This is a genomic window from Bradyrhizobium sp. th-b2, assembly GCF_000426785.1.
GTDB lineage: Bacteria > Pseudomonadota > Alphaproteobacteria > Rhizobiales > Xanthobacteraceae > Bradyrhizobium > Bradyrhizobium septentrionale.
The window spans coordinates 119636-139978 of sequence record NZ_AUGA01000009.1 but is presented as its reverse complement, the minus strand read 5'-3'; the positions used below and the strand labels follow the sequence as shown (position 1 = coordinate 139978).

Annotated in this window: 13 protein-coding genes; 5 read left to right on the top strand and 8 right to left on the bottom strand. The window is 62.7% G+C overall.

Annotated features, from left to right (window positions below; translation table 11 throughout):
• Positions 1–51 precede the first annotated feature (51 nt).
• The 3 genes from K359_RS0115820 (at position 52) to K359_RS0115810 (ending at position 5984) form a co-directional block, all read left to right on the top strand.
• Entirely contained in the window at positions 52–972 is a 921-nt protein-coding gene (locus tag K359_RS0115820) for a LysR family transcriptional regulator (protein WP_035976640.1), read from the top strand.
• Between the two features lie 192 nt (positions 973–1164).
• Positions 1165–3573 (top strand): calcium-binding protein, encoded by a 2409-nt coding sequence (locus tag K359_RS0115815; RefSeq protein WP_029080218.1) that lies wholly within the window; start codon positions 1165–1167, stop codon positions 3571–3573.
• Positions 3574–4217: 644 nt separating this feature from the next.
• The gene (locus K359_RS0115810) at positions 4218–5984 is read left to right on the top strand and encodes a caspase family protein (protein WP_029080217.1); all 1767 of its coding nucleotides are present in this window, start codon (positions 4218–4220) and stop codon (positions 5982–5984) included.
• 217 nt (positions 5985–6201) lie between these two features.
• Here the strand turns inward: K359_RS0115810 and K359_RS0115805 are convergent, their stop codons facing one another.
• The 3 genes from K359_RS0115805 to K359_RS0115795 all read right to left on the bottom strand — a co-directional run bounded on the left by K359_RS0115805 (position 6202) and on the right by K359_RS0115795 (position 10510).
• Positions 6202–6864: a DUF4384 domain-containing protein gene (locus K359_RS0115805; protein ID WP_245284623.1), complete on the bottom strand. Its 663-nt coding sequence runs from the start codon at positions 6862–6864 to the stop codon at positions 6202–6204.
• A gap of 5 nt (positions 6865–6869) precedes the next feature.
• Positions 6870–8648 (bottom strand): caspase family protein, encoded by a 1779-nt coding sequence (locus K359_RS0115800; RefSeq protein WP_035976638.1) that lies wholly within the window; start codon positions 8646–8648, stop codon positions 6870–6872.
• A 140-nt stretch (positions 8649–8788) separates the two neighbouring features.
• Complete coding sequence (locus tag K359_RS0115795; RefSeq protein WP_029080214.1) at positions 8789–10510, bottom strand: hypothetical protein; 1722 nt, start codon at positions 10508–10510, stop codon at positions 8789–8791.
• Positions 10511–10666: 156 nt separating this feature from the next.
• Here K359_RS0115795 and K359_RS0115790 point away from each other — a divergent pair, with 156 nt between their 5' ends.
• Complete coding sequence (locus tag K359_RS0115790; protein WP_029080213.1) at positions 10667–10948, top strand: hypothetical protein; 282 nt, start codon at positions 10667–10669, stop codon at positions 10946–10948.
• A gap of 89 nt (positions 10949–11037) precedes the next feature.
• A complete protein-coding gene (locus K359_RS0115785) occupies positions 11038–12018 on the top strand; it encodes a DUF4424 domain-containing protein (RefSeq protein ID WP_029080212.1) in 981 nt (326 codons plus the stop codon).
• 8 nt (positions 12019–12026) lie between these two features.
• Here the strand turns inward: K359_RS0115785 and K359_RS0115780 are convergent, their stop codons facing one another.
• From K359_RS0115780 to tssL, 5 genes are read right to left on the bottom strand one after another with little or no spacing between them, the layout of a single operon-like run.
• A complete protein-coding gene (locus K359_RS0115780; RefSeq protein ID WP_029080211.1) occupies positions 12027–13835 on the bottom strand; it encodes a serine/threonine-protein kinase in 1809 nt (602 codons plus the stop codon).
• Entirely contained in the window at positions 13832–14608 is a 777-nt protein-coding gene (locus K359_RS0115775) for a PP2C family serine/threonine-protein phosphatase (protein ID WP_029080210.1), read from the bottom strand. Before K359_RS0115775 ends, K359_RS0115780 begins: the two co-directional genes overlap by 4 nt.
• A gap of 6 nt (positions 14609–14614) precedes the next feature.
• Positions 14615–15316: a type VI secretion system-associated protein TagF gene (tagF, locus tag K359_RS0115770; protein ID WP_029080209.1), complete on the bottom strand. Its 702-nt coding sequence runs from the start codon at positions 15314–15316 to the stop codon at positions 14615–14617.
• Positions 15313–18861: a type VI secretion system membrane subunit TssM gene (tssM, locus tag K359_RS0115765; protein WP_029080208.1), complete on the bottom strand. Its 3549-nt coding sequence runs from the start codon at positions 18859–18861 to the stop codon at positions 15313–15315. Before tssM ends, tagF begins: the two co-directional genes overlap by 4 nt.
• A 45-nt stretch (positions 18862–18906) precedes the next feature.
• Positions 18907–20121, bottom strand: a complete 1215-nt coding sequence (gene tssL, locus K359_RS0115760) for a type VI secretion system protein TssL, long form (RefSeq protein ID WP_256375156.1) — start codon at positions 20119–20121, stop codon at positions 18907–18909.
• Between the last annotated feature and the right edge of the window lie 222 nt (positions 20122–20343).

Here is a 20343-nt window from a genome sequence, read left to right as displayed (position 1 = left end):
GGCAATAATTTATAATTATTATCTAGTACATCACCAACGTGAATATTGCCGATGGCCTTCCGCACGCTCGACCTCAACCTTCTGAAAGTCTTCGAGGCGCCGATGACCGAGGGCAGCGTCACGCGCGCCGCGAGCGCGCTGACCATGACCCAGCCCGCGGTCAGCAACGCGCTCGCCCGGTTGCGTGACGCGCTCGGCGACCCCCTGTTCGTCCGCACCGCCAGCGGGATCCGCCCGACGCAGCGCGCCGTGGCGCTGTGGGAGCCGATCGGCGACGCCCTGGAAAACGTCCGCCACGCGCTCGACGAGGATGCCTTCGATCCGCGGCGCACCCAGGCTGAATTCAGCCTGTCGATGTCGGATTACGTCTCCTCGCTTGTGATGCCGCGGCTGCTGAACCGCTTTAATGATGTGGCGCCGTCCGCGCGCATCCACACCATGCCCAACACCATCCTGGAGATCGGCGACCGGCTCGAAGACAACCGGGTCGATTGCGTGCTGAGCGTCTATGTCAACGAGGCGCAGCATCCGCCGGCCGTGATCCGCTCACGCTCGCTGTGGACCGTCGAGTATGCCTGCATGATGCGGCGGGATCATCCGCTCGCCAGGCAGAAGCGGCTCAGCACGCGCGGCTTCCTCGCCGCCAAGCATGTCGATGTCAGCCTCGCCGGCAGGACGCTGCCGACCTACGACCAGTTTCTCGCCTCGCGCGGGCTGTCGCGCAATCTGGTCGCCACTGTCAATCACTACAACGCCGCCTACGAAATCCTGCGGCAGTCCGATTTGATCGCCGTGCTGCCGCGCGATCTCAGCGCGCAGTCCCGCCAAGCACCCGATCTGCACGCGATGCCGGTGCCGCTGCCGGCCCCGCCGCGCGTTGTCAGCCTGTTCTGGCACCAGCGCAACGACACCGTCCCCGCGCAACGCTGGTTGCGCGAGACGCTGGTCGAGCTGTTTGCGCGGATGGCGTGAGCGGGCGGGACGTCGGACGCCGCCCGCCTTCGCCCTTTGGGCTTCGGCGCGGCAGCCCTCGCCCGACCCCGTGTGCCGGAACTGCATCGGGGCCCGGTGCATCACCCAATTGGGTCTTTCCAACCGCCCCGCAATGCGTAACCTAAGGTTTTAATGAGCGCCCTCGTTGGCGCCATATTGCCGGAGTTGAGCATGGCCGTTTATACGATCAATCCTCATCCCGAACCGTTCATGTTTGCGTCGTTTCCCAACGGCGATCCGATTTGGCAGATCGTCGAACCGCAAACCGATTTTATCGCGGAACCCTGGGGTTTGCAGTTCGGCTTTGATCCCATCTATCCGAGTGGACTGCCCAGCTCCACCTACGGTCTGATCAACATCATCGGGACTGGGCTGACCTATAGCGGAAGCAGTCTGACAGGCGGTGTCGTCACCGGGATTAGCTGGACGTCCAGCGACGGGGCGTCGCTTTGGGAATCGATCACCGGGGTCAGCTACACCATCACGTCGAGCCTCGATATTTCAGGGCTGTGGCGCGCAATCCTGGCCGGCAACGATACGGTTCTGGCGAACAACCCCGCCAACAATTTTCTCTCGGGTGAAGCCGGCAACGACACCGTCGTCGGTGGCGGCGCGTTCGATTATCTGAGCGGCGGCCCCGGGGACGACGTCGTCTACGGCGAAGATGGCAACGACTCGCTGAACGGCAATTCCGGGAACGACATTGTCTACGGCGGCAATGGCAACGACTCGGTGTCGGGAGGCGCCGGAGACGATATCCTGCTCGGCGAAGCGGGTGCGGATTACATCACCGGCGATGCCGGCAAGGACGTCATCTACGGTGGCGTCGGCGACGATCAGCTGTGGGGCGACACACCCGGCTGGAGCTTGTATGGCGGCGATGGCGGCGACGCGGATTTCATCCACGGTGATGCCGGAAACGATACGATCAACGGCGGCAGCGGGGCCGACCAGCTCTATGGCGACGATGGCAATGACCTCATCTATGCCACGTCGAGTCTTGCGTTCACGGCAAGCACCGACGCCGACTCGCTCTACGGCGGCAACGGCGACGATCGGCTGATCGGCAATGAAGGCGGCAATCTTCTCGACGGCGGTGACGGCAACGACCTGCTTTACGGCGGCGACGGCGACGACACGCTCGCTGGCGGCGCAGGCAACGACCGGCTCTACGGAGCTAACGGCAACGATGCACTCGCCGGCGGCGCCGGCAACGACGTGCTTTACGGGGGGAACGGCAACGATACGCTCGACGGCGGCGCAGGCAACGATCTGCTTTACGGCGGCTCGGGGACCAAGACGTTCATCTTGAGCGGCGGCAACGATACCGCCTACGGCGACCCGCTTGCCCAGAATACGGCCACCTTCGCTGCACCGCTCAGCGCCTTCCAGATATCGCGCGGCAGCGGCAACTCCTTCATCCTCACCGACACACGCCCGGGATCGCCGCTTGGCAGCGCCACTCTGATTGGCGTCAATACGCTGCAGTTTTCAGACCAGACCTTATCGCTGGTGACGCTTGGAACGTCGGCGGCCGAGACGCTCACCGCGCCATCCTACGGCGGCTGGCTCGAAGGGCTGGACGGAGACGACACGCTGAACGGCAGCGCGGAAGGCGATACGCTGAGCGGCGGACCTGGAAACGACACCCTCAACGGCGGTGGCGGACTTGATCTCGCGGACTTCTCGGGCGCGACGGGCAATCTTCTCATTTATCTCACCAACCCGGTCGTCACCGCGCCCGGACTGGGCACGGATCAGCTCAATTCGATCGAAGGATTGGTTGGCGGCGCCTACAACGACGTGCTTGTCGGCACGTCCGACGCGAACATCTTCTATCTCAACGCCGGCAACGACTACACCTATGCGCGCGCTGGCGATGACACCGTCTATGGTGGCGACGGCCTCGATGTGCTGCTCGGCGAAGACGGCAACGATGTCCTCTACGGCGGCGCCGGCTTCAATTACCTGTTCGGTGGCGCGGGCGATGATTTGCTCGATGGCACTGGTGGAGCGTCGGCATCGGACGTGAATGTGATGTACGGCGAAGCCGGAAACGATGTGCTCTACGGCGACATGGGCACCAACTACTTCTATGGCGGCGCAGGCATCGATACGATGTATGGCGGCGCAGGTCTCAACATCTTCATCTCCTCGGGTGAGACCGACGGCAACGTCATTTACGGCGGTTCAGGGCAGAATTACATCTACGGCTCCAATGGCGGCGATACAGTTACCGGCGGCAGTAGCGTCGACGTCTTTCTGATGGGCACCGGTGCCGATGTGATCAATGGCGGCGGTGGCGTCGACTACGCTTGGGGCGGTGGTGGCTCCGACATATTCACTATCGACGACACGACGTCGGAAGTCATGGTCATCCAGGATTTCAATGCAGGCGGTGTCAATGACATCCTGAACTTCGCGGGTACATCGCTGCATTCGTTTGCCGATGTGCAGGCCGCCGAGACCTACGCCGCTGGCATCGCCTCGACCATCATCACCGATGCCGCAGGCAACGCGGCCTGGCTGATCGGGATCACACCGGGACAGCTCGACGCGAGCATGTTCAGATTTTCCTGAGCAGTCGCGCCGCGATCCTTGTTCTGGGCCCACGGGTCTCAGCTTGAGCGGATTGGCGTTGCGTCCAGATGAGCGCAGTTCGCGGTCCCCTGGAACAGGCTCGCGGCTGCGACAAACAGTCGAGACCAGCCGGTTGAACCTTCGCCACAGGAACTAACAACGCGCCCGTCCCAACTTCACGATCTGACGAGCATCGCTTGCGCATCGGGCGATGCGCACTCAATTCCGAGTTCACTATCAGGATGGAACTTCGCCTGGCGAGCCTGGCCGGTTGCCGGCACTCCCAGCCGCCCTGCTCAAAAGACAAAAATACAACTATTTCAACATCTTACAAGCCGCTCGATATCGTTCGGATGCTCGCCATGAACCCTACACTCTTCCGTGTGCGCTTGAACGTCCTCCCTGCCCCGAACGACAACATCAGGAATGGATTAGACTCAAGATTGTTACTGTACGGAGGTAGGCCGGCGCGCTCGTAACGCTTGACGCAGTGGAGTCTGTGCGCGGCCATCTTCGATAAAGCTGCCATTGTTTCGGGCCGAATTCGGACGTTCGCCATGCGCTTGTGCACACACCTCAGAGTTTTTGTCCTTCTTGCTGCTTCAGTTCTCCTGGCGTCCCAGCCAGCTTGGGCGACGAAGCGAGTGGCTCTGGTCGTCGGAAACTCCAATTATCAAAACGCGCCGCTGCTTCCGAATCCTGCCAATGATGCTGCCGCTATCGCCGCGACCCTGAAGGGCGCCGGGTTCGATGTGGTAGAGTCCCGGCTCAACCTGGCCTCGAGCGACATGCGGCGGGCACTGAGGGATTTCGCCGATCAAGCCCGCGATGCAGACGTTGCCGTGGTCTACTATGCAGGTCATGGCATCGAGATCGACGGGACGAATTATCTGATCCCGACAGATGCCAGACTTGAACGCGACACCGATATCTATGACGAGGCCTTCTCGCTTGATCGAATCCTGCTGGCGATCGAGCCCGCCAGGCAGCTGCGCGTCGTGATCGTTGACGCCTGTCGCAACAATCCATTTGCCGACACGATGAAACGAACCGTCGCTTCGCGCGCGATCAGCCGCGGGCTCGCCCGGGTGGAACCCGCCGTATCCAATACGCTGATCGCGTTTGCGGCAAAAGCCGGACTGACTGCGCTCGACGGCAACAGCACGAACAGTCCATACGCGACAGCACTGGTCAAGTATATCGCAAAGCCTGGACTCGATTTGCGCAGGGCTTTCGGCTTCGTCCGCGACGATGTCTTGCAAGCTACCGGCAATCGACAGGAGCCATACGTCTACGGCTCGTTGGGCGGCGACGACGTTGCGCTCGTGCCAAAGGCAGAGGAACCGGCGCCGTCGCCGGCTAACGCCTCGTCGGAGACTCGTCGTGACTACGAATTGGCCCTGCAGGTCGGCAACAAGGCCGCCATGAGCGCGTTCCTCGCCCAGCATCCCGACGGCTATTACTCAAATCTGGCCAAGCTTCAGCTCAATCAGATCGACGCCGAGGACGCACGCGTTACCGCGACCAAGAAAGCGCAGGAAGCGGAGCAGCAGCAAGCTCGGCTTGTGTCCGAAGGTGCCCAGCGGGCCGAGCAGGAAAAAGCCGCCGCAGATTTCAAGGCTGCGGAGGATGCCCGGATCGCGGCTGAAAGAACAAAGCAGGCAGCGCAGGAACAAGCAACCGAGGCCGAACGGAAGCGGACTGCATCCCAATCCTCAACGGTCGCCATGCTTTCCCCGAACGGACCTGCCCTCGACAGCGCCAGGCCGGATGATCTTGCACCGGCACCCCCCTCCCAGACTAGCGAGGGCACGAAGGTTGCCGCCTTGAACCCGGCGGCGCCGCAGGAGGATCTTGCCAAATCAGTACAGAGCGAATTGAGCCGGGTCGGCTGTTTCACGGGCTCCGTCGACGGTGAGTGGAACGCGGCATCGCGTCGTTCCCTGACCCTGTTCAACCGGCACGCCGGGACCAAATTTGACGTCAAGCTCGCAAGCCTCGATGCGCTCGATGCGATCAAGCTGAAACCGGCCCGAGTTTGCCCGCTGATCTGCGAGCAAGGCTACAGGGCGGACGGCGATCAGTGCCGCAAGATCACCTGCGCCGAGGGCTCGTTCCTGAACGAGGACAACGAATGCGAGAAGCGCCGCGGGAAAAAGCCGGTGGCGAAGCGCAACATGGATGAGCGCCCGTCGCGCGCGTCGCGCTCGGATCGTTCGCTACGCGATATCTCCGAGCCGCAAGCCGATATTCCTCGACGACGACAGGCGACTGCAAGGCCCTCGGGTGGCAGCGGTCAGATCATGTGTGATGCATATCTATGCCGCCCGGTCCGTCGCGGATGTCATCTCGATTACCGTGGCGGCGGAGGTCCCGGCGGCGGTACCGGCAACGTTGAGGTCTGCAACTAGGACGGCATGCACGGCGGCGCGCCCGAGATCGGGTCGCCGCCTCTTCCCGCAATCGGTAAAGCTGGAATCTGATGGGGCGTGGTTTGGCGACGCCTGATGGCAACGGAGCTCAACCGCAGAGCGCTGCGTTGAAGAAGCTGAACGTCAGCCTCACCACATGATCGCGCGGGGCGGTCCTTCAGCCGCCTGAGCAAGCTGCAGCAACGCGATCGCTTACCTACTTGATGGAGTATGATTTGATGTCGAACGACCAATTGTTCGGCACCAGTTTTCCGCTGCCGCTGTCCGGTACACGCAGCTGACTGGTCCAATCCGACAGATAGCTCAACGTATCGGCCGGCCCCTGAAGCTTGCGCTGAATGTCTGGCAAATCGAGCAATTGCGCACGCCGCTCGCTCAGGATCGCAACGATCACAGCGGACCCGGCCGGCGGCGCGACGACATACTCAAATCCGCGTTGCTGTGCCGCCGGGGTCGGAACAATGAATTGGACGCCAGGCTTGACAAGATTCATGTCGGCTCCGACCGACTGTGCCAATAGCTCGGCAGTCGGAAAGATCTGGGACATGCGCCCTTCCGCATCGACATCCACCAGCATGAGATACCCAGGCTTCCTGGCGGTGACGCCGAATGACACCTTGCTGCCAATGTTGACAGTTGGACCCGGCAGGATTTCAAGCGACACGCTGGCGGCATTTGCCGGGCTGCGCGGGGCCTGTACGCGCCGGACCGATTGAGCGTTCGTCGCACCTGCAGATGGAGATGCCGATGGCAGCGGCGCCGCGCACGCGACCTCGCTTCCCGCCAGCACCAGCACGATCGCAAGCCATGATTGCTTGCGGCAAACCAGTTCCGCTGGCGACATGACCTGCTTTCCCAAGTTTGTCAGGGAACGCTGAAAAAGCCGATCGACGCGATCCGCGCGTCCGCCGGCAGGTAGCGCTCCAGACTCTTGATGACCTGCCCCGAGGCGCGACGCCGGTTGAGCTGCATCAGGACCGTCTCCAGGTCAACCATCCGCTGCTGCGAGGTCACCGCAACGATCTGCTCGGCACCGAACGGCTCGCCTACCCGAAGAGGAAGCCGCAGATTTGCCGATCGCGCCAGCGCGGCATCAGAACCCACCGGATACAGCATTTGGATAGTTCCATCACCGGACACGTTGAACAGCAGCACCGCGCGTGAACCGACGTCGGACAATTCGACCTCAACGGTCTGGCCGCTACGCTGCTGTCGATCATCCGGCCAAATACGCATCACCTGCGGCGACCGCGTCGCCATGCGCTTAAGCTCCCGAATGGCTGCAGTTCGGTTGACCACTGTCGTCAAGTCGCCAACGTCAACACCATAAGCGACCACATCGCCCCAGGCGATGACGTCATGCGACACGGGGTCCCAGATCAGGTCGGGATTATCAGTTGGTTGAACGGCCTGCACGCTGGCATCCTGCGGCTTGACGCCGGCGAAATAGTTCATCTTGCCGTCAAGCGCCGCCAAACGGATCGGCGTGGTGAGACGGAAGGGCGGCAGTGCGGCACTGGGCGCGGCCGGGCCGGTCGCGGCGACGCCGGTTGGAGCGGTCTGTGACGTGGCCGTAACGGCCGGCGGCGTGGGGGTTTGTTTCTCGGCGGGCGTAACGGTAGCAGCCTGACCGGAGGCAGCTCTCGCGGCCGTCCCCTGGATCAGCACCACGCCGCGCGTCAATTCGAAGGCGACGTCGGTTTCCGGCCTCTGCGTCGGCGACGATACCGTCACGATGTTCTGGCGTTGGTCGGACAGTTGATAGACCACCTGCCGAACATTGCTGAAAAGCTCCTTCAGAGTCACTTTGCCATCATGATTGATGTCCGCGCTGCCCTCCACTGCCCGCGCGACGGCATAACTCAGTGCGCCGCGCAGGCCATCGATCCCGGGGATCCGCACTTCCGGCGCCTTGGTGTTTCGATCGACGGCGGCGATGAACGCAGTGTGGTCGAGATCGAGTTCTGACTTCGGGTCGTCGCTGCTCGACACCGGCTTCAATTCATCAACCAGCAGCGTGTAGCGCGGCACCTGTCGAAAACTCATCTCTGCCGCACGCGGATCGATATCGCGCACCATTCCACCGCCGTGGCAGGTATCCGCAACGAAGATCACTTTCGCGCCACGCAATTCGAACTGCCGGATGAAATGGTTGAATTCGCTTCCCAGAATGCGCTCGGCCGATCCGGCTGGCGTGGTAGCGAATTCGGGCAGCAGGAACACGTTCTCCATTCCGTCGGGTTCGGAGCCCTTGATGCGCTCCGGCTCCTGCGTGCCGTGGCCTGCGATCGACAGGAAGATGAGGTCGTTGCTCTTTGTCCGCTCCACCAGTGAGCTGATCTCACGCAGCACGCTTGCCCTATCGACCTGTGCATTGGTCAGTTCGACCACATCGCTGACGCCCATGGTCCTCAGGCTGGACACGATGTCATTGGCGTCGGCGACCGCGCCCTTCAATTTGCGTACATGCTGGTAGTCGTCGACGCCGATGACGAGCGCCCGGAGGGCCGCACCGTCCGGGTTACTTATCGACAGTTCTCCCGCCGCATGCGCGCGCTGGAGTGGCAGGCCGACCAACGTAGCGAGCAGGATGGCGCTACACAGCCAACCGGTCTTTTGATCAAAGCCCTTGAGCCTTCGCATCGTGATCCACCTCGATATCAAGCAGGTCTGCCCTGGAACCACACCGGTAAGGTAGAGCGGCAGGATGCCGTCCAGACCTCCAGAAACCAGCCCGCAGGCAGTGATCCATGTTCATCTGTAGCCCGAGCAAGTTCCCAGGTTCAGCGCCGCTTGTTCGCTGTCTTGCGGCCTGCCGGCGCCTCGCTCTCCTGATAGGCGTTCGCGGAAACAGTCGTCTGATCATCTGCGAAGGCGCGAAAGCGGACCGGAACGTAGCCGCGCGCCAGCAGGCTTGCCAACGGATAGACGTTGCGGCAGACGCGACCGTTGCAGCCGCCCGTCGAGGATTCCATGACCTCCGCCTTGCGATCCGGCGTGAACCGCAGGAACAACATCACGTGGGAACCCGGCTTGTTCAGGGCGTCACCAGGCTTGAGGTCCCAGGGGTTCGTCACGGGTGCAGCGATCGCGGGGATGGCGGCGGTCGTGTAGTGGACGGAAAGTCCCCACGCGGCGCTGACGAATGCCGAACAGTCGACGCCGGCCACATCCGGCCGTGGCTCGTTACGGGTGCAGACATTGCCTGCCAGCGTCCCGCTTTCGATCCGCTGCCGGAAGTTCGCGAGCGAACCGTGGCAACCCCAGCAATAGGGCACGCCGCGCACTTCCTGGTTTACCTTGCCCTGCAGATACCACGGCCGGCGAATACGGCTGAAACCGGAGCATTGGCTGTCGGGATCGCTACCGTAGTTCGCCTGTGTCAACTTCCACTGGACACCCTCAAAGGCGAAGGCCGTCTCGATCGCCTGCTGGCGATTGGACGGCCGCACGGCGGCGGTCGCATTGAACTTGATATCCGGCTGCGCCGCCGGTGCGGCCGGAGTGCGCGATGGCCTGACGTCAATGACGGATACCTTCCCCATGGGCCGGAAGCCGACACCAACCACCTCAACGCCCTCCGGCTTGGTACGCAGAAAATAGACATCGCCGTCGCCTGAGACAGTGACGAACCGCCGGGTCACGGGCGTGTTCTCCAAGGGCAACTCGTAGATGCCCTCCAGGCGTCCGTTCGAGGCATAGCGTGCGACGAATGTGGAGGCATTCTTGCCCGACGGCGGAATGTCCTCGGCCAGCACGTAGAAGCGATCACTGTTGTCGATCTCGAGAAACTCCACGGTGCCGAGCTGGTTGCGCACACGCAGGCCGAGCTGACCGATGGTCTCGTTGCTGACCATGGTCTGGATCTCGACCCGAACGCTGGCATTGCCCTTGTCGGGAATAATATCAGCGATCACCGATCCCTTGCTGCGCGAGGCGATATACTGCCGGTCGGGCTGTCGCGTCGTCCTTACGATGGCCGCGCGGGTATTCTGATCGAGCAAGTCGGTTGGACTGCTCAGCGCCTGCGAGCCCATTTGGGCGAAGGCCGAAACGGCGACCTGGTCGTCCGTGCCGCGGGACGAAACTTCCTCAAGCTGGATCACGTCTCCACCTACCCCGCGCGTGGACTGTCCCGGTGCCGCCTTCAGCATCCGTACGCCGCCGTCCCAGACCATGATGTCGTCGTTACGGACGACGAGGTCGGTGGGCTGGACATCGCCAGGCATCTTGAGGATGTCAGGCGCAGTGTTCGGTTGCTTGGGGTCGAACTGCAGAATGCGGCCGTTGACCTGATCAAGCACAAACAGGTTTCCCTGCCCGTCAGCGCTGAGCGCTTGCGGGCCCCCGAGTTCGACGTCCTGGCCGGCCGGGACGATCCCTACCATGGAGGCAGCCGAACCGCCGGCAAAGCTTCGCACGACGGCATCGTCGGCCTTTGCACCGGTTGCAGCGAAGGCCGCGCCGACGATAGGGAGCCAGATCCAGCTAGATCGACGAAACATATCCGCCTCAATGTAACCGAACCGAATGCGGCGTCAGTCCGACTAATCCAAGACTGCGCAAGCGCAGCGTCAATTAGTGGCGAGCAACCCCAATCCCGTTCAACTCTTTCACTGGACGGTGATAGTCCGAACTCCTTCAGCTTGCAGTGCAAAATCATGGCCAAAAACAGATTTGAGCAAGTCAGCGAAATCCAGCCCGACGCGATTACTCTGGTTTTGAGGCGCGACGATGGGGGCGCCTCCGGGTCGATCGTGTTGCCAGCCGCCGCAAGCGGGGGACGCCTGAGCAGCGACCAGGTCAGCGCCCATATGCCCGCCCAGGACGCCTTTCGCGGCGCAATCCGGCTCGCCAACGACATGAAGCTCGCGATCGTGGTTTGCGACCGGGATGGCGTCTGGAAGCCGGAATGGGGAGAGCTTTACCAGGCGATCGATTGACCCCACACGGGCAGACGCTGCGGCGCCGCATGGAGGCCGGCATGGCAAATGGAGCGTTAAGCGGGCCGTCCTTGAGATCGCGCGCCCTGATGATCGCCCTGTTGGCCGCAACCAGCTGGCCCGCGCGGGCAAACGATTCCGCCGCCGAATTGTCCATCGGCGGGCTGCAATTCGTTCGCACCAAGGATGTGACCATGGCGAGCGAGGAGCTTCGTATCGGGCTGGACAAGGTCAGCGTTCGCTACCAATTCGTCAACCAGACGAGCAAGCCGGTTGCACTCACTGTCGCTTTTCCGCTGCCCGATATCGACCTGTCCGAGGCCGAGAACATTGCGCTTCCATCGAGCAATCCGGTCAACTTCGTTGAGTTCGAGACCAGGATCGACGGCAACCCGGTGCCGCTGACCATCGACCAGCGCGCCATGGTCGGCAATAAGGATGTCACCGCCCTTCTCCGTCAGTTCAAGCTGCCCCTGCTGCCGCTCGGTGATCGGGAGATCCGGGTGGCCGACCTGCCGGCGACAACCCGCACGAAGCTGATCGATGACGGCCTTCTCATGCCTGCCGGCATGAGCGACAACGGCCGCCAGCAATACACGCCCGGCTGGATAACCAAGACTTCCGCTGTTCGCGAGCAAGTATTTCCACCCGCGCGTACCGTCATCGTCGAACATCAGTATCGCCCGAGCGTCGGCTCCAGCCCTGACACGGTCCTGCGCTCGGGTCTGCGTCGCAGCGCAGCGCTAGGTCCGGAAGTCGAGCGGTACAGGAAAGAGTATTGCGTCACGGATGCGTTCCTTGCCGAATTGGACAAGCGCACCGGCAACAGCCAGGACAACGCGGCAAAGCTGCAGGAGCGGCGCATTTCCTACGTGCTCAAGACGGGTGCGAACTGGGCGGGTCCAATCCGGTCCTTCACGTTGACGATCGATCCGGGCGGCGACGACCGTCTGGTCAGTTTTTGTCCGGGTCAGCTCAAGCCGTCACCTGCCAGCAACGCGCGTCAATTCACGGCAAGCGAATTCAAGCCGGATGCCGACCTGAAGATCTTGATGATCGGCAAGTTCTGAAGAACAGCTCAATTCGTGAGCATCACATAGCGTGCAGCCGCCGTGAGGGTCACATTGCCGCGCTGAGCTTCGCTGATCGCTTGCAGGAAGAATGTGTCGGCCGCCATCGGTCGCGGCTGGCGCAGCGAGTCCAGAACACGTGGGGCCGCAACGACCAACAGGAGCTGCGGACCGGTTGAGCGTGCCATCGGCAGGGCAAAAGAAAGCGAGTCGATGCCCGGCTTCAGGAGATAGGACAGGCTTTGCACCTCGCCTCGATCCGAGACCATGAGCAGTTCCACCACCCGGTTGGCAAAATTCTCGATGGTCCCGTTCAGGGTTTCGCCGGCCTTCAGCTCCGTCGCTGACAGGTTGATGCGCGGCGCACGCGCTTGATCGCTTCCGACCTGACTCAAGAATTTGACGGCCGGACATTGTGCTGGATTCACCTGCCTGACGCCGACCGAAGCCTCAAATCCCTGCTCCTTTCGAAACGCCTTGTCGAAGGTATCGAACGGGGCGGTCGAGGCGCCGAATCCCTCAATGACAGCTGCGCTTGCGCTCACTGCAACAGGCAGGATGAAGAAGCAGTCGCCGCCCGCATATTGGGCGACATATCTCCGGATGCGCTCGGCTCGACCCGGCCCATCGGGCGACGAAGACGGCGTCACCGTCGGCTGAGACGGCAGCTTCACCGGCTCCTGACGTGCTGGCTGTGGCGGAGCAGGCTCGATCCTCGGCGGCGCGGGTGTCGCGGCGAGTTTCGGCGGTGGCGGCAAGGCCGCCAGACCTGATGACGACCAGACAAATTTATAGAAGCTGTACCCACCGCCCCCCAGCAGAAGCAGCAGCCCTGCGACGCAGGCGCCGAGCCAGATGCGGCGAGAGTTCCGCGTGGTCGATGGCACCCGCTCCTGCTGCGCAGACGTCCCGGCTTCCGGCTTCCCCAATGGATCGAAGCCGTGGAGCGGTACGGCAGACGGCTGAGCCGAAGCCGCCGGCGCCCAGTTGGCGACCTCCGCCATGGTCGGGCGCAAGGCCGGGTCCGGCTGCAGCATCCTCTCGAGCAGGGGCCTGATACGCAGATCCACTGCGCCGAGATCGGGCACACGCCGACGTTTCTCGACCAGTTGAAACTGGCTTCCGCCCATATCGAGCTTCTGCCCGGTCAAGGCTTGGAACAGCACGAGACCAAAGCTGTAGACATCGGACTTCGCGGTGACATCATTGCCGTACAAGCCGACCTGTTCCGGCGACGCGTAATTATCCTTGCCGGCGAAGCCGGAGCCGATGATGGTCTTGTCACCCATCTGGGTCGACCGAGCGATACCAAAGTCGATGATCTTCGCCCGCCTTATATCATCGAGCGGCACGATGATGTTGTCGGGGGAGACATCGCGATGGATAATGCCGTGCTCGTGAGCGGCCTGCAGGCCCGATGCGACCCGCTGCATCAACTTGATCAGCGCTTCGAAGGTCAGCGGCCCATCGTCGAGCATGTTCGACAGCGAGCGCCCGTTCACGAATTCCATCGCGAGATACGGGCGCTGCAGCACGGGTTCGACCGTGAACAGGAAGTAGCGAACGATCGCTTCATGCGGAAGATTGTGAAGTGCCGCCGCCTCCCGGCGGAACAGCGCAAGTGCCGCCTCGTTATCGACCATGTCGGGCAGCAACATCTTGACCGCAACGGGCGATCCGGTCTGGATCTCGCGGCATCGGTAGACTTCCCCCATACCGCCTGCCCCGATCATCGCTTCGATCTCGTAAATGCCGTTGAGCCGGGTGCCGGCCGGCACACCGCGGTAGGATGATCGAAACGGATCGTTCGCGGTCATGCTCGCGGCTCCTGATCGAGCGGCGTCCTCGTGGGCTCTGAGGATCGTGGCGCGAGCAATCGCACGATCACGATCGTAACATTGTCGAGCCCGCCGCGATCGAGCGCGAGCGCAAGCATGTCGTCGCATGCTGTCTGGGCAAGGCGAGTGGCCGCGTGCTGCTGAATCTCGTCATCCTGCACGTGTCGGGTCAAGCCGTCGCTGCAAATCACGAAGATGTCTTCCGGTTCGGCCGGACCGGTCACCACCTCGAACTCGGGGTCGGCGACAACGCCGACAGCCCGGGTGATGGCATTGTTCGGCCAATCCTGGACCTCTTCGCGCGATAGCGCGCCGCCGGCGATCAGTTCCTCCAACTCGCTGTGATCGTGCGACACCTGGGTGATGCCATGGCGGTTGATCAGGTACACCCGGCTGTCTCCCGCCCATATGCAGGCATAATGGTCGTCGCGTACGAGCAGGACTGCCGTTGTGGTCCCGACAGTGGCACCCTGCCTTGCCTGGCTGAGTGCCAAAATCTGCTGGTTGGCGCTGAACAGGCGCGCCTCGCATTGCGCCAACAGGTCCGCCGCGGAGTCCGGCGCGGCGATCGCATCAAGCGACTGTACCACGATGCGGCTGGCAAGATCGCCTGCCTCATGACCGCCCATGCCGTCAGCGACCGCCCATAGGCCGACGTCGGTTCTGACCAGACACGAATCCTCGTTCCGCGCCCGCACCCGTCCGGCATGAGTGACGCTACCGACATCGAACAAGGACGGGACGTGTACCATCGCGCGTCATCCCGTCCCGGCTACCGCGCGGCTGACGTCGCCGGTCAGCAGCGTGGAATAGTGAAACGGATCCGGCAATCCGCGGCAACAGAGTGCGATCGGCGGGAACCCTTCGCCTCCGGCGGTCCACCAGAAACTAGCCGCGGCATAGATTTGAGGGTTCGCGCCGCAGAGCGTGCCGAACGACTCGGCAAACCCATCGGCCGACGAAACCATTCCCAGCGTCGTGTCACTCAGCGACACGATTGGCGCTCCATCAGTCCCTGACGCCCGCAGACGCGGAAGCGCGAGACGATCCAGCGCATCGGAGATCTGCTCGAACGTCGCCGCCCGGTCCAGGGTCGAGAGCAGGAATGTCTCCACTTGCGCAAACCATTCGTCCTGCGGATCGATGTTCGGCGGCGGCAGCGCGGCGTCACCATCCAGCACCGCATGCAACGTCAACGGATAGTATCGCCCCACCCCGTCAAGCGACGGCATGATCGCTCCTGCGACGGTGGTGCCGCAGATCGCGCCGCCAAGCCAGAACCGCCAAACCGGCGCGGTCAGGAATGCTTCCTGCCAGGCGGAGCCGAGTTGATGGCGGCTCGCGGAGATGGCAGCCTGCACCCACGGCTCCCAGACTTCCAGGAAGCTGCGCGGCGTCGCGATCGCGATGAAATCGCGCTTCGCGCCGATCTTGCCGAATAAGCCGCATCGCATGGTCATATTCCGGTCGGGCAACGAAACTCGCGGAGCACTGACAGGTTTAGCGGATTGCGCAACGATCCGGTGGAAATCTGATAGTTGAGCTCACGTCCGGCAACAATGAAGGTTGCGCTGGCGGTTTCCGCCTTGGCGACCAGCGAGCCGGCCTCCAGCATTCGGAACAATGACCAGGGGCCGATGCGCTCAAGTACGGATGGCGAGCCGGACTCGTTGCTGACCGAAATTGCCGTCCGCGGCGATGGGCCGGGCCAGAGGACCGTCGTCGGCGAATTGCTCTGCGGCGGCGACGGAGCGGCGGGTTGCGGCGCGCCAAACATGGAGGGAGCTGCGGCTGGTCCTGGTGTGGTGGGGCTGTTGATCGTCGTGCCACCGATCTCGGTCTTGACTGTGATGCCCGGTCCGGCCGCAGCCGGCGGTCGGATCGCAAAGGACACTGCCGGCACGCCGCCTCCGGTCTGGAAAAACGCATCGCGGATATAGGCGGCATTCTGGAACTGCTTCAACGTGTCGGGCGAGAACGATCGTCCGACGGGGCTCTCCTTCCGCCAGACCCAGTCCGAGCGCGAAGTATCGGCATAAGGCGCCAGGAATTGGGTGAAGAACTTGTCCATGATGCCGTTCGGGCTGAACAGCTTGGCGAAATCAGCGAGCGGGACTTCCTGACCACTGCTGCGTACAAACGGGTAGCGGTTGGTCACCGTCTGCTGACAGACCGGCGTGACCTGATCGCGCAGCGACTGCAATATTTGACCGGCCGTGGAGGCGGCGATGCTGCCTTCGAACTCCGCGGCTGCCGCCCGCAGCATATCTGAAAATGGCGGCGGCATACGCGAGGCATTGTTGCGCAGCGCAGCAACCTGGGTCTGAAGCCCCGCAGTTGCCTGCGCCGTCAGTTGCGGATTCTCGATCATCAGCGTCAGATTTTGCGCAATGTCGTTCAGGTTTGCGATCGTCGAGTCGATCGGCCGGCGGGTGCTCTCCCCCTCAAGCGCTGCATGGTAGGGCTTGAACTGCGACTCAATCGTCGCGCCCGGTGTACCATCCTGGGCATTGTTGAACAGCGCCGGCGTGGTCACCGCAGGCGGCACGGCCGGCGTTCCGGTGCTCGCCGGCTTCGGGCGTTCCTTGGTCAGCATGGTCTCATCGCGCACCGATTCCAGGATTTGCCGCATCGGCGAGGTCGGCGCCGAAAGCGCCCTCAGCACCTCGTATTTCGGCTTGTCGGCGAGCAATTTCTTCAGACGCAGGCTGCCGAGCGCAGTACGCCACGCCGTTACAAAATCATTGGAGTAGATGCTGAGCAGATCGCCAGCCAGGTTGTCATACTGCTGGTCAATTGCCGACTGCTGGCCGGCGTCACCCAAGACCCACCGCTCCCGCTTCATGCGCTCCGACAATCCGGGCAGTCGAGCGATAAACTTCTGATTGAAGCCGTTATAGGTGAAGAACTCGGGCACCCGCACGTTGTCCAAGGGCTGCCCGGTCGTGGTTTCGAACACGACTGCGACATCAGGTCCGCCTCGGCGGCTGGCGATCCAGTCGCCAGCGGCCGATCCACGAGCCTCCGACTTCAGGAACTCGTAGGCACGTTGCGATACGCTGAGGCGCGCCAATGAATTCTGGGCCTGCTTGATCAGCCGGCCATCAAGCTCGACCAGCGGCGGTTGTTCGGTTTCGAGGTCGAACATTGCCATGAGATTTTCATCCAGCAGACGCCGTCCTTCCGCGTTGGTCGCGCCAGGATAAAGGTTGTCCGCCCAGTCGCGCTGCATCCAGGAGCGGATGAGCTCGCGGTCCGGGGATTGCAGGCCGCCGAGCATCAGGTAGACCTTCAGCGCCTCATAGACGAAGGCAGGCTCGGCGATGCGCGCATTGAGCTGCTCCTCCAAACGGTACAACAGCCGAGGCCTGAACATGCGCTCAAGCGCGGTGTGATAGGCCGCCTTTGCAGGCGATAACAGGCGCGCGTGCTGACTGAGCCCGTAGCGCGCCGAGAGTGCTACCGGCTCATTCCGTGAGGCGTAGCCCGCGGGGGCGTTCCGCAGCCGATAGAGCAGCGGCAGCACCTTGTCGAGATCGTGATCGGCGATCAGCGTTTGCTTGATGAGCGGCGCACCGGCGGCGGCATACTCGTTGTCCGCCTGCAAGCTCTGCTCGATCAGGTCGGAGTTGCGCTTGTAGCTGGTCAGCCACGCACCGATCAGTCCGATCGCCACCAAACCGATCACCGACAGCGCCGCGGTCTTGAGGATCAGGGCGCGGCGCACCGCAGCACGGTCGGTCGAGACCCAATCAGCCTCACCGATGATGACCTTCGAAATCAAATCGGCGAGGAAATAGCTCTTGCCGGTTCCGGAGTAGGCTCCTGCACCGACTTCCTCCGCGCCGAATGTACGCGCCAGCGATCCGATCAATTGATCGATCGGCGTACCCTGCTGAGTGCCCGATGTGAAATAGAACCCACGCAGATTGGCGTTCACGTGATATCGCGTCGGCTCAAAAATCTGGTTGAGGAAATCGTGGATCTGCGGCTTGAGCCGCGCCATTTGCGCCGGGAAGCCAAACAACTGCACCCGGTGCTGCGGCGTCGGCTCGTCCTGCAGACGGTCGAGCGTTTCCTCGCTCAGGCGCTCCAGCAGGCGATCGAACTCGACCGGGACCTGCCCCACCAGGTTCTGGGTCTTGTCGGCGGTCTGGAAAGTGGCGCCCCAGACCTGGCGCCGGCCGGCCTCGCCGAGATACGCGAAATATTCGGTGAAGCCGGCGACGAGATCGGCCTTGGTGAACAGCGCGTAGACCGGGAAGCTCACTTTCAGCCGCTGATGCAGCTCGAGGAGCCGCATCCTAATGGCATCGGCATGAAGCGCGAGTTCCTGCTTCGGCAGCGTCAGCACGTCTTCCAGACTGATTGCGACGAGAACGCCGTTGATCGGCTGGCGCGATCGAGTTTTCTTCAGGATATCCAGGAAGGAGATCCAGCTTTCCTTGTCGGCCTTGCTGTTTGAATCCTGGGTTGTGTAGCGACCGGCAGTATCGATCAGCACCGCTTCCTCGGTGAACCACCAATCACAGTAGCGAGTGCCGCCGACCCCGGCGATCGCCGCCGGCGTTGCCCCTCGCGCGAGCGGAAACTTGAGCCCCGAATTCACCAGCGCCGTGGTCTTTCCGGCGCCGGGCGGGCCGATGATCACATACCAGGGCAGATCGTAGAGATAACCGGACTTGTTGCCGCTCGCAGTCTTAAGTGTTGAGAGCGCATCCTTCATGCGCTCCTTGAGCACCGGCTCGTCGCTGACAGCCTGATCCGCACCGCTGACGCCGTCGGCGATTTCCTTGGCTTTCTTGCGTCGCTTGAAGAAATGAAGACCGGTGACACCTGCTGCCGCGGCGCCGAGCAGCAGGATCGCGATCTGGCGAATGATGTGGTTTTCCAACGGATGCCAGTCGCCGAAAGCAATGAAGGGACCGGCAAGGTAGATCACCGCCCCAAGCGAGCTGAGCCCGACTCCGTAGAGAACGATGCGTAGAATGTCCTTGGCGAGCATATTTACCGGTACCTGTCGCTTATCGCGTGAGCTTGTGACGTCCGCCTATTCGCTACGTTCGATGAAGATTTCGACCCGACGGTTCTTGGCGCGCCCCTCGGGTGTCGAATTGCTGGCAATTGGTGAATCCGAGCCCTTGCCGTCGACGTCGACGCGCGAACCATCGGCCAGGCCGGGTTTCAGCGCGGCGGCAACCGCCTTGGCGCGTTCCACCGACAATTCGAAATTCGAGGGGAAACGCACGGTGCGGATCGGCGAGCTGTCGGTATGGCCAACCACCCGGATTCGGCCGGGCTCCTTGTCGAGCGTCGCCGCAACCCGGGTCGCGATCGGCTTGAAACCATCCAGGATGGTTGCCTGGCCCGAGGCAAACAATGCGAGGTCGCAGACCCTGATCACGATGAAGCTCGCCGTCTGATCCGCCGTCATGGCGCAAGCCGTCTTCTCCAGTGCAAGCGCGTTGCGAATCCGCTGCAGCTGGGTGATGCGGTCCGGGGGTGGCGGCGGAGGCGGAGGTGGCGGCGGCGCAACGACCCGGCGCTTCAGCTCGATCGGATCGCCGGGATGCAGTGCCAGCGCGACTTCCGCAGCATTCTCTGCACGACCAGCCAGCAACGTCCGCAGGACAAAATAGGATCCCGTTAGCAACGCGGCGACCACGGCCGCCACCAGCCAAACGGGAACACGCAGGTGCTTCCGCCGACCGGCCAAGGCCTGTCCGCGCCAGTGCGGCGACAAATCGTTGGTCGGCTTGGGCCGAACCCGGCGCAGCGTTTCGTAGAGGTTGCGCTGGATCACCTGGAGGTTCGCAAGCCCGCCCGGCGACGTCCGGTGAATGCCCTGGAACCCGAGCGCAAGGCAGGCGTGCTGGAGTTCGAGCACCGGATAGTTGACCAGCGGATCAGTCTTCAAATGGTCGAGGATCTCGAAGAAGCGTACGCCGCCCACGCGTTCGCCGAAGAACCGGCTGAGCATCGAATATTGGGCCCAGACGTGTCGGTCGTCGGTCGGAATGTGCTGCACAATATCGTCGGCGGTGGCGCACAGGATATACTTCGCCGTATTGGCCTGGTGCTCGGAAATGCCGGCCGAGCGGATATCCTTCTCGAAGAACTTGATGGCGTCGGCGACCTGCTCCATCAGGCTCGCGAATGACGCCCGCATCAACGCTACTCGCAGCCGGCCAAGCAACTGCAGCAAAGGGCCGCCGGCGCGCATCACCGGATTGGCATTTGGCGCAACCAGATCGTCGACCCGCAAGGGCGGTCCGGGCGGCAAGAGTTGCGGCGCCTGAGCCTGCGCCGGTGTCGAAATCCATTCCTCGGACTGTTGGCTGGTCGGCGGGGCGGCGTAGCTTGCGCCCTGCGGTACAGGAGAAAATGACGGCGACGAAGGGGCACCAGGCGAAGCCACGGGCGATGGCGAATACGCTGGACGGCTTGCAGGTCCCTCGCCCGCCGGAGATTGAGGAGCCGGAGCCGG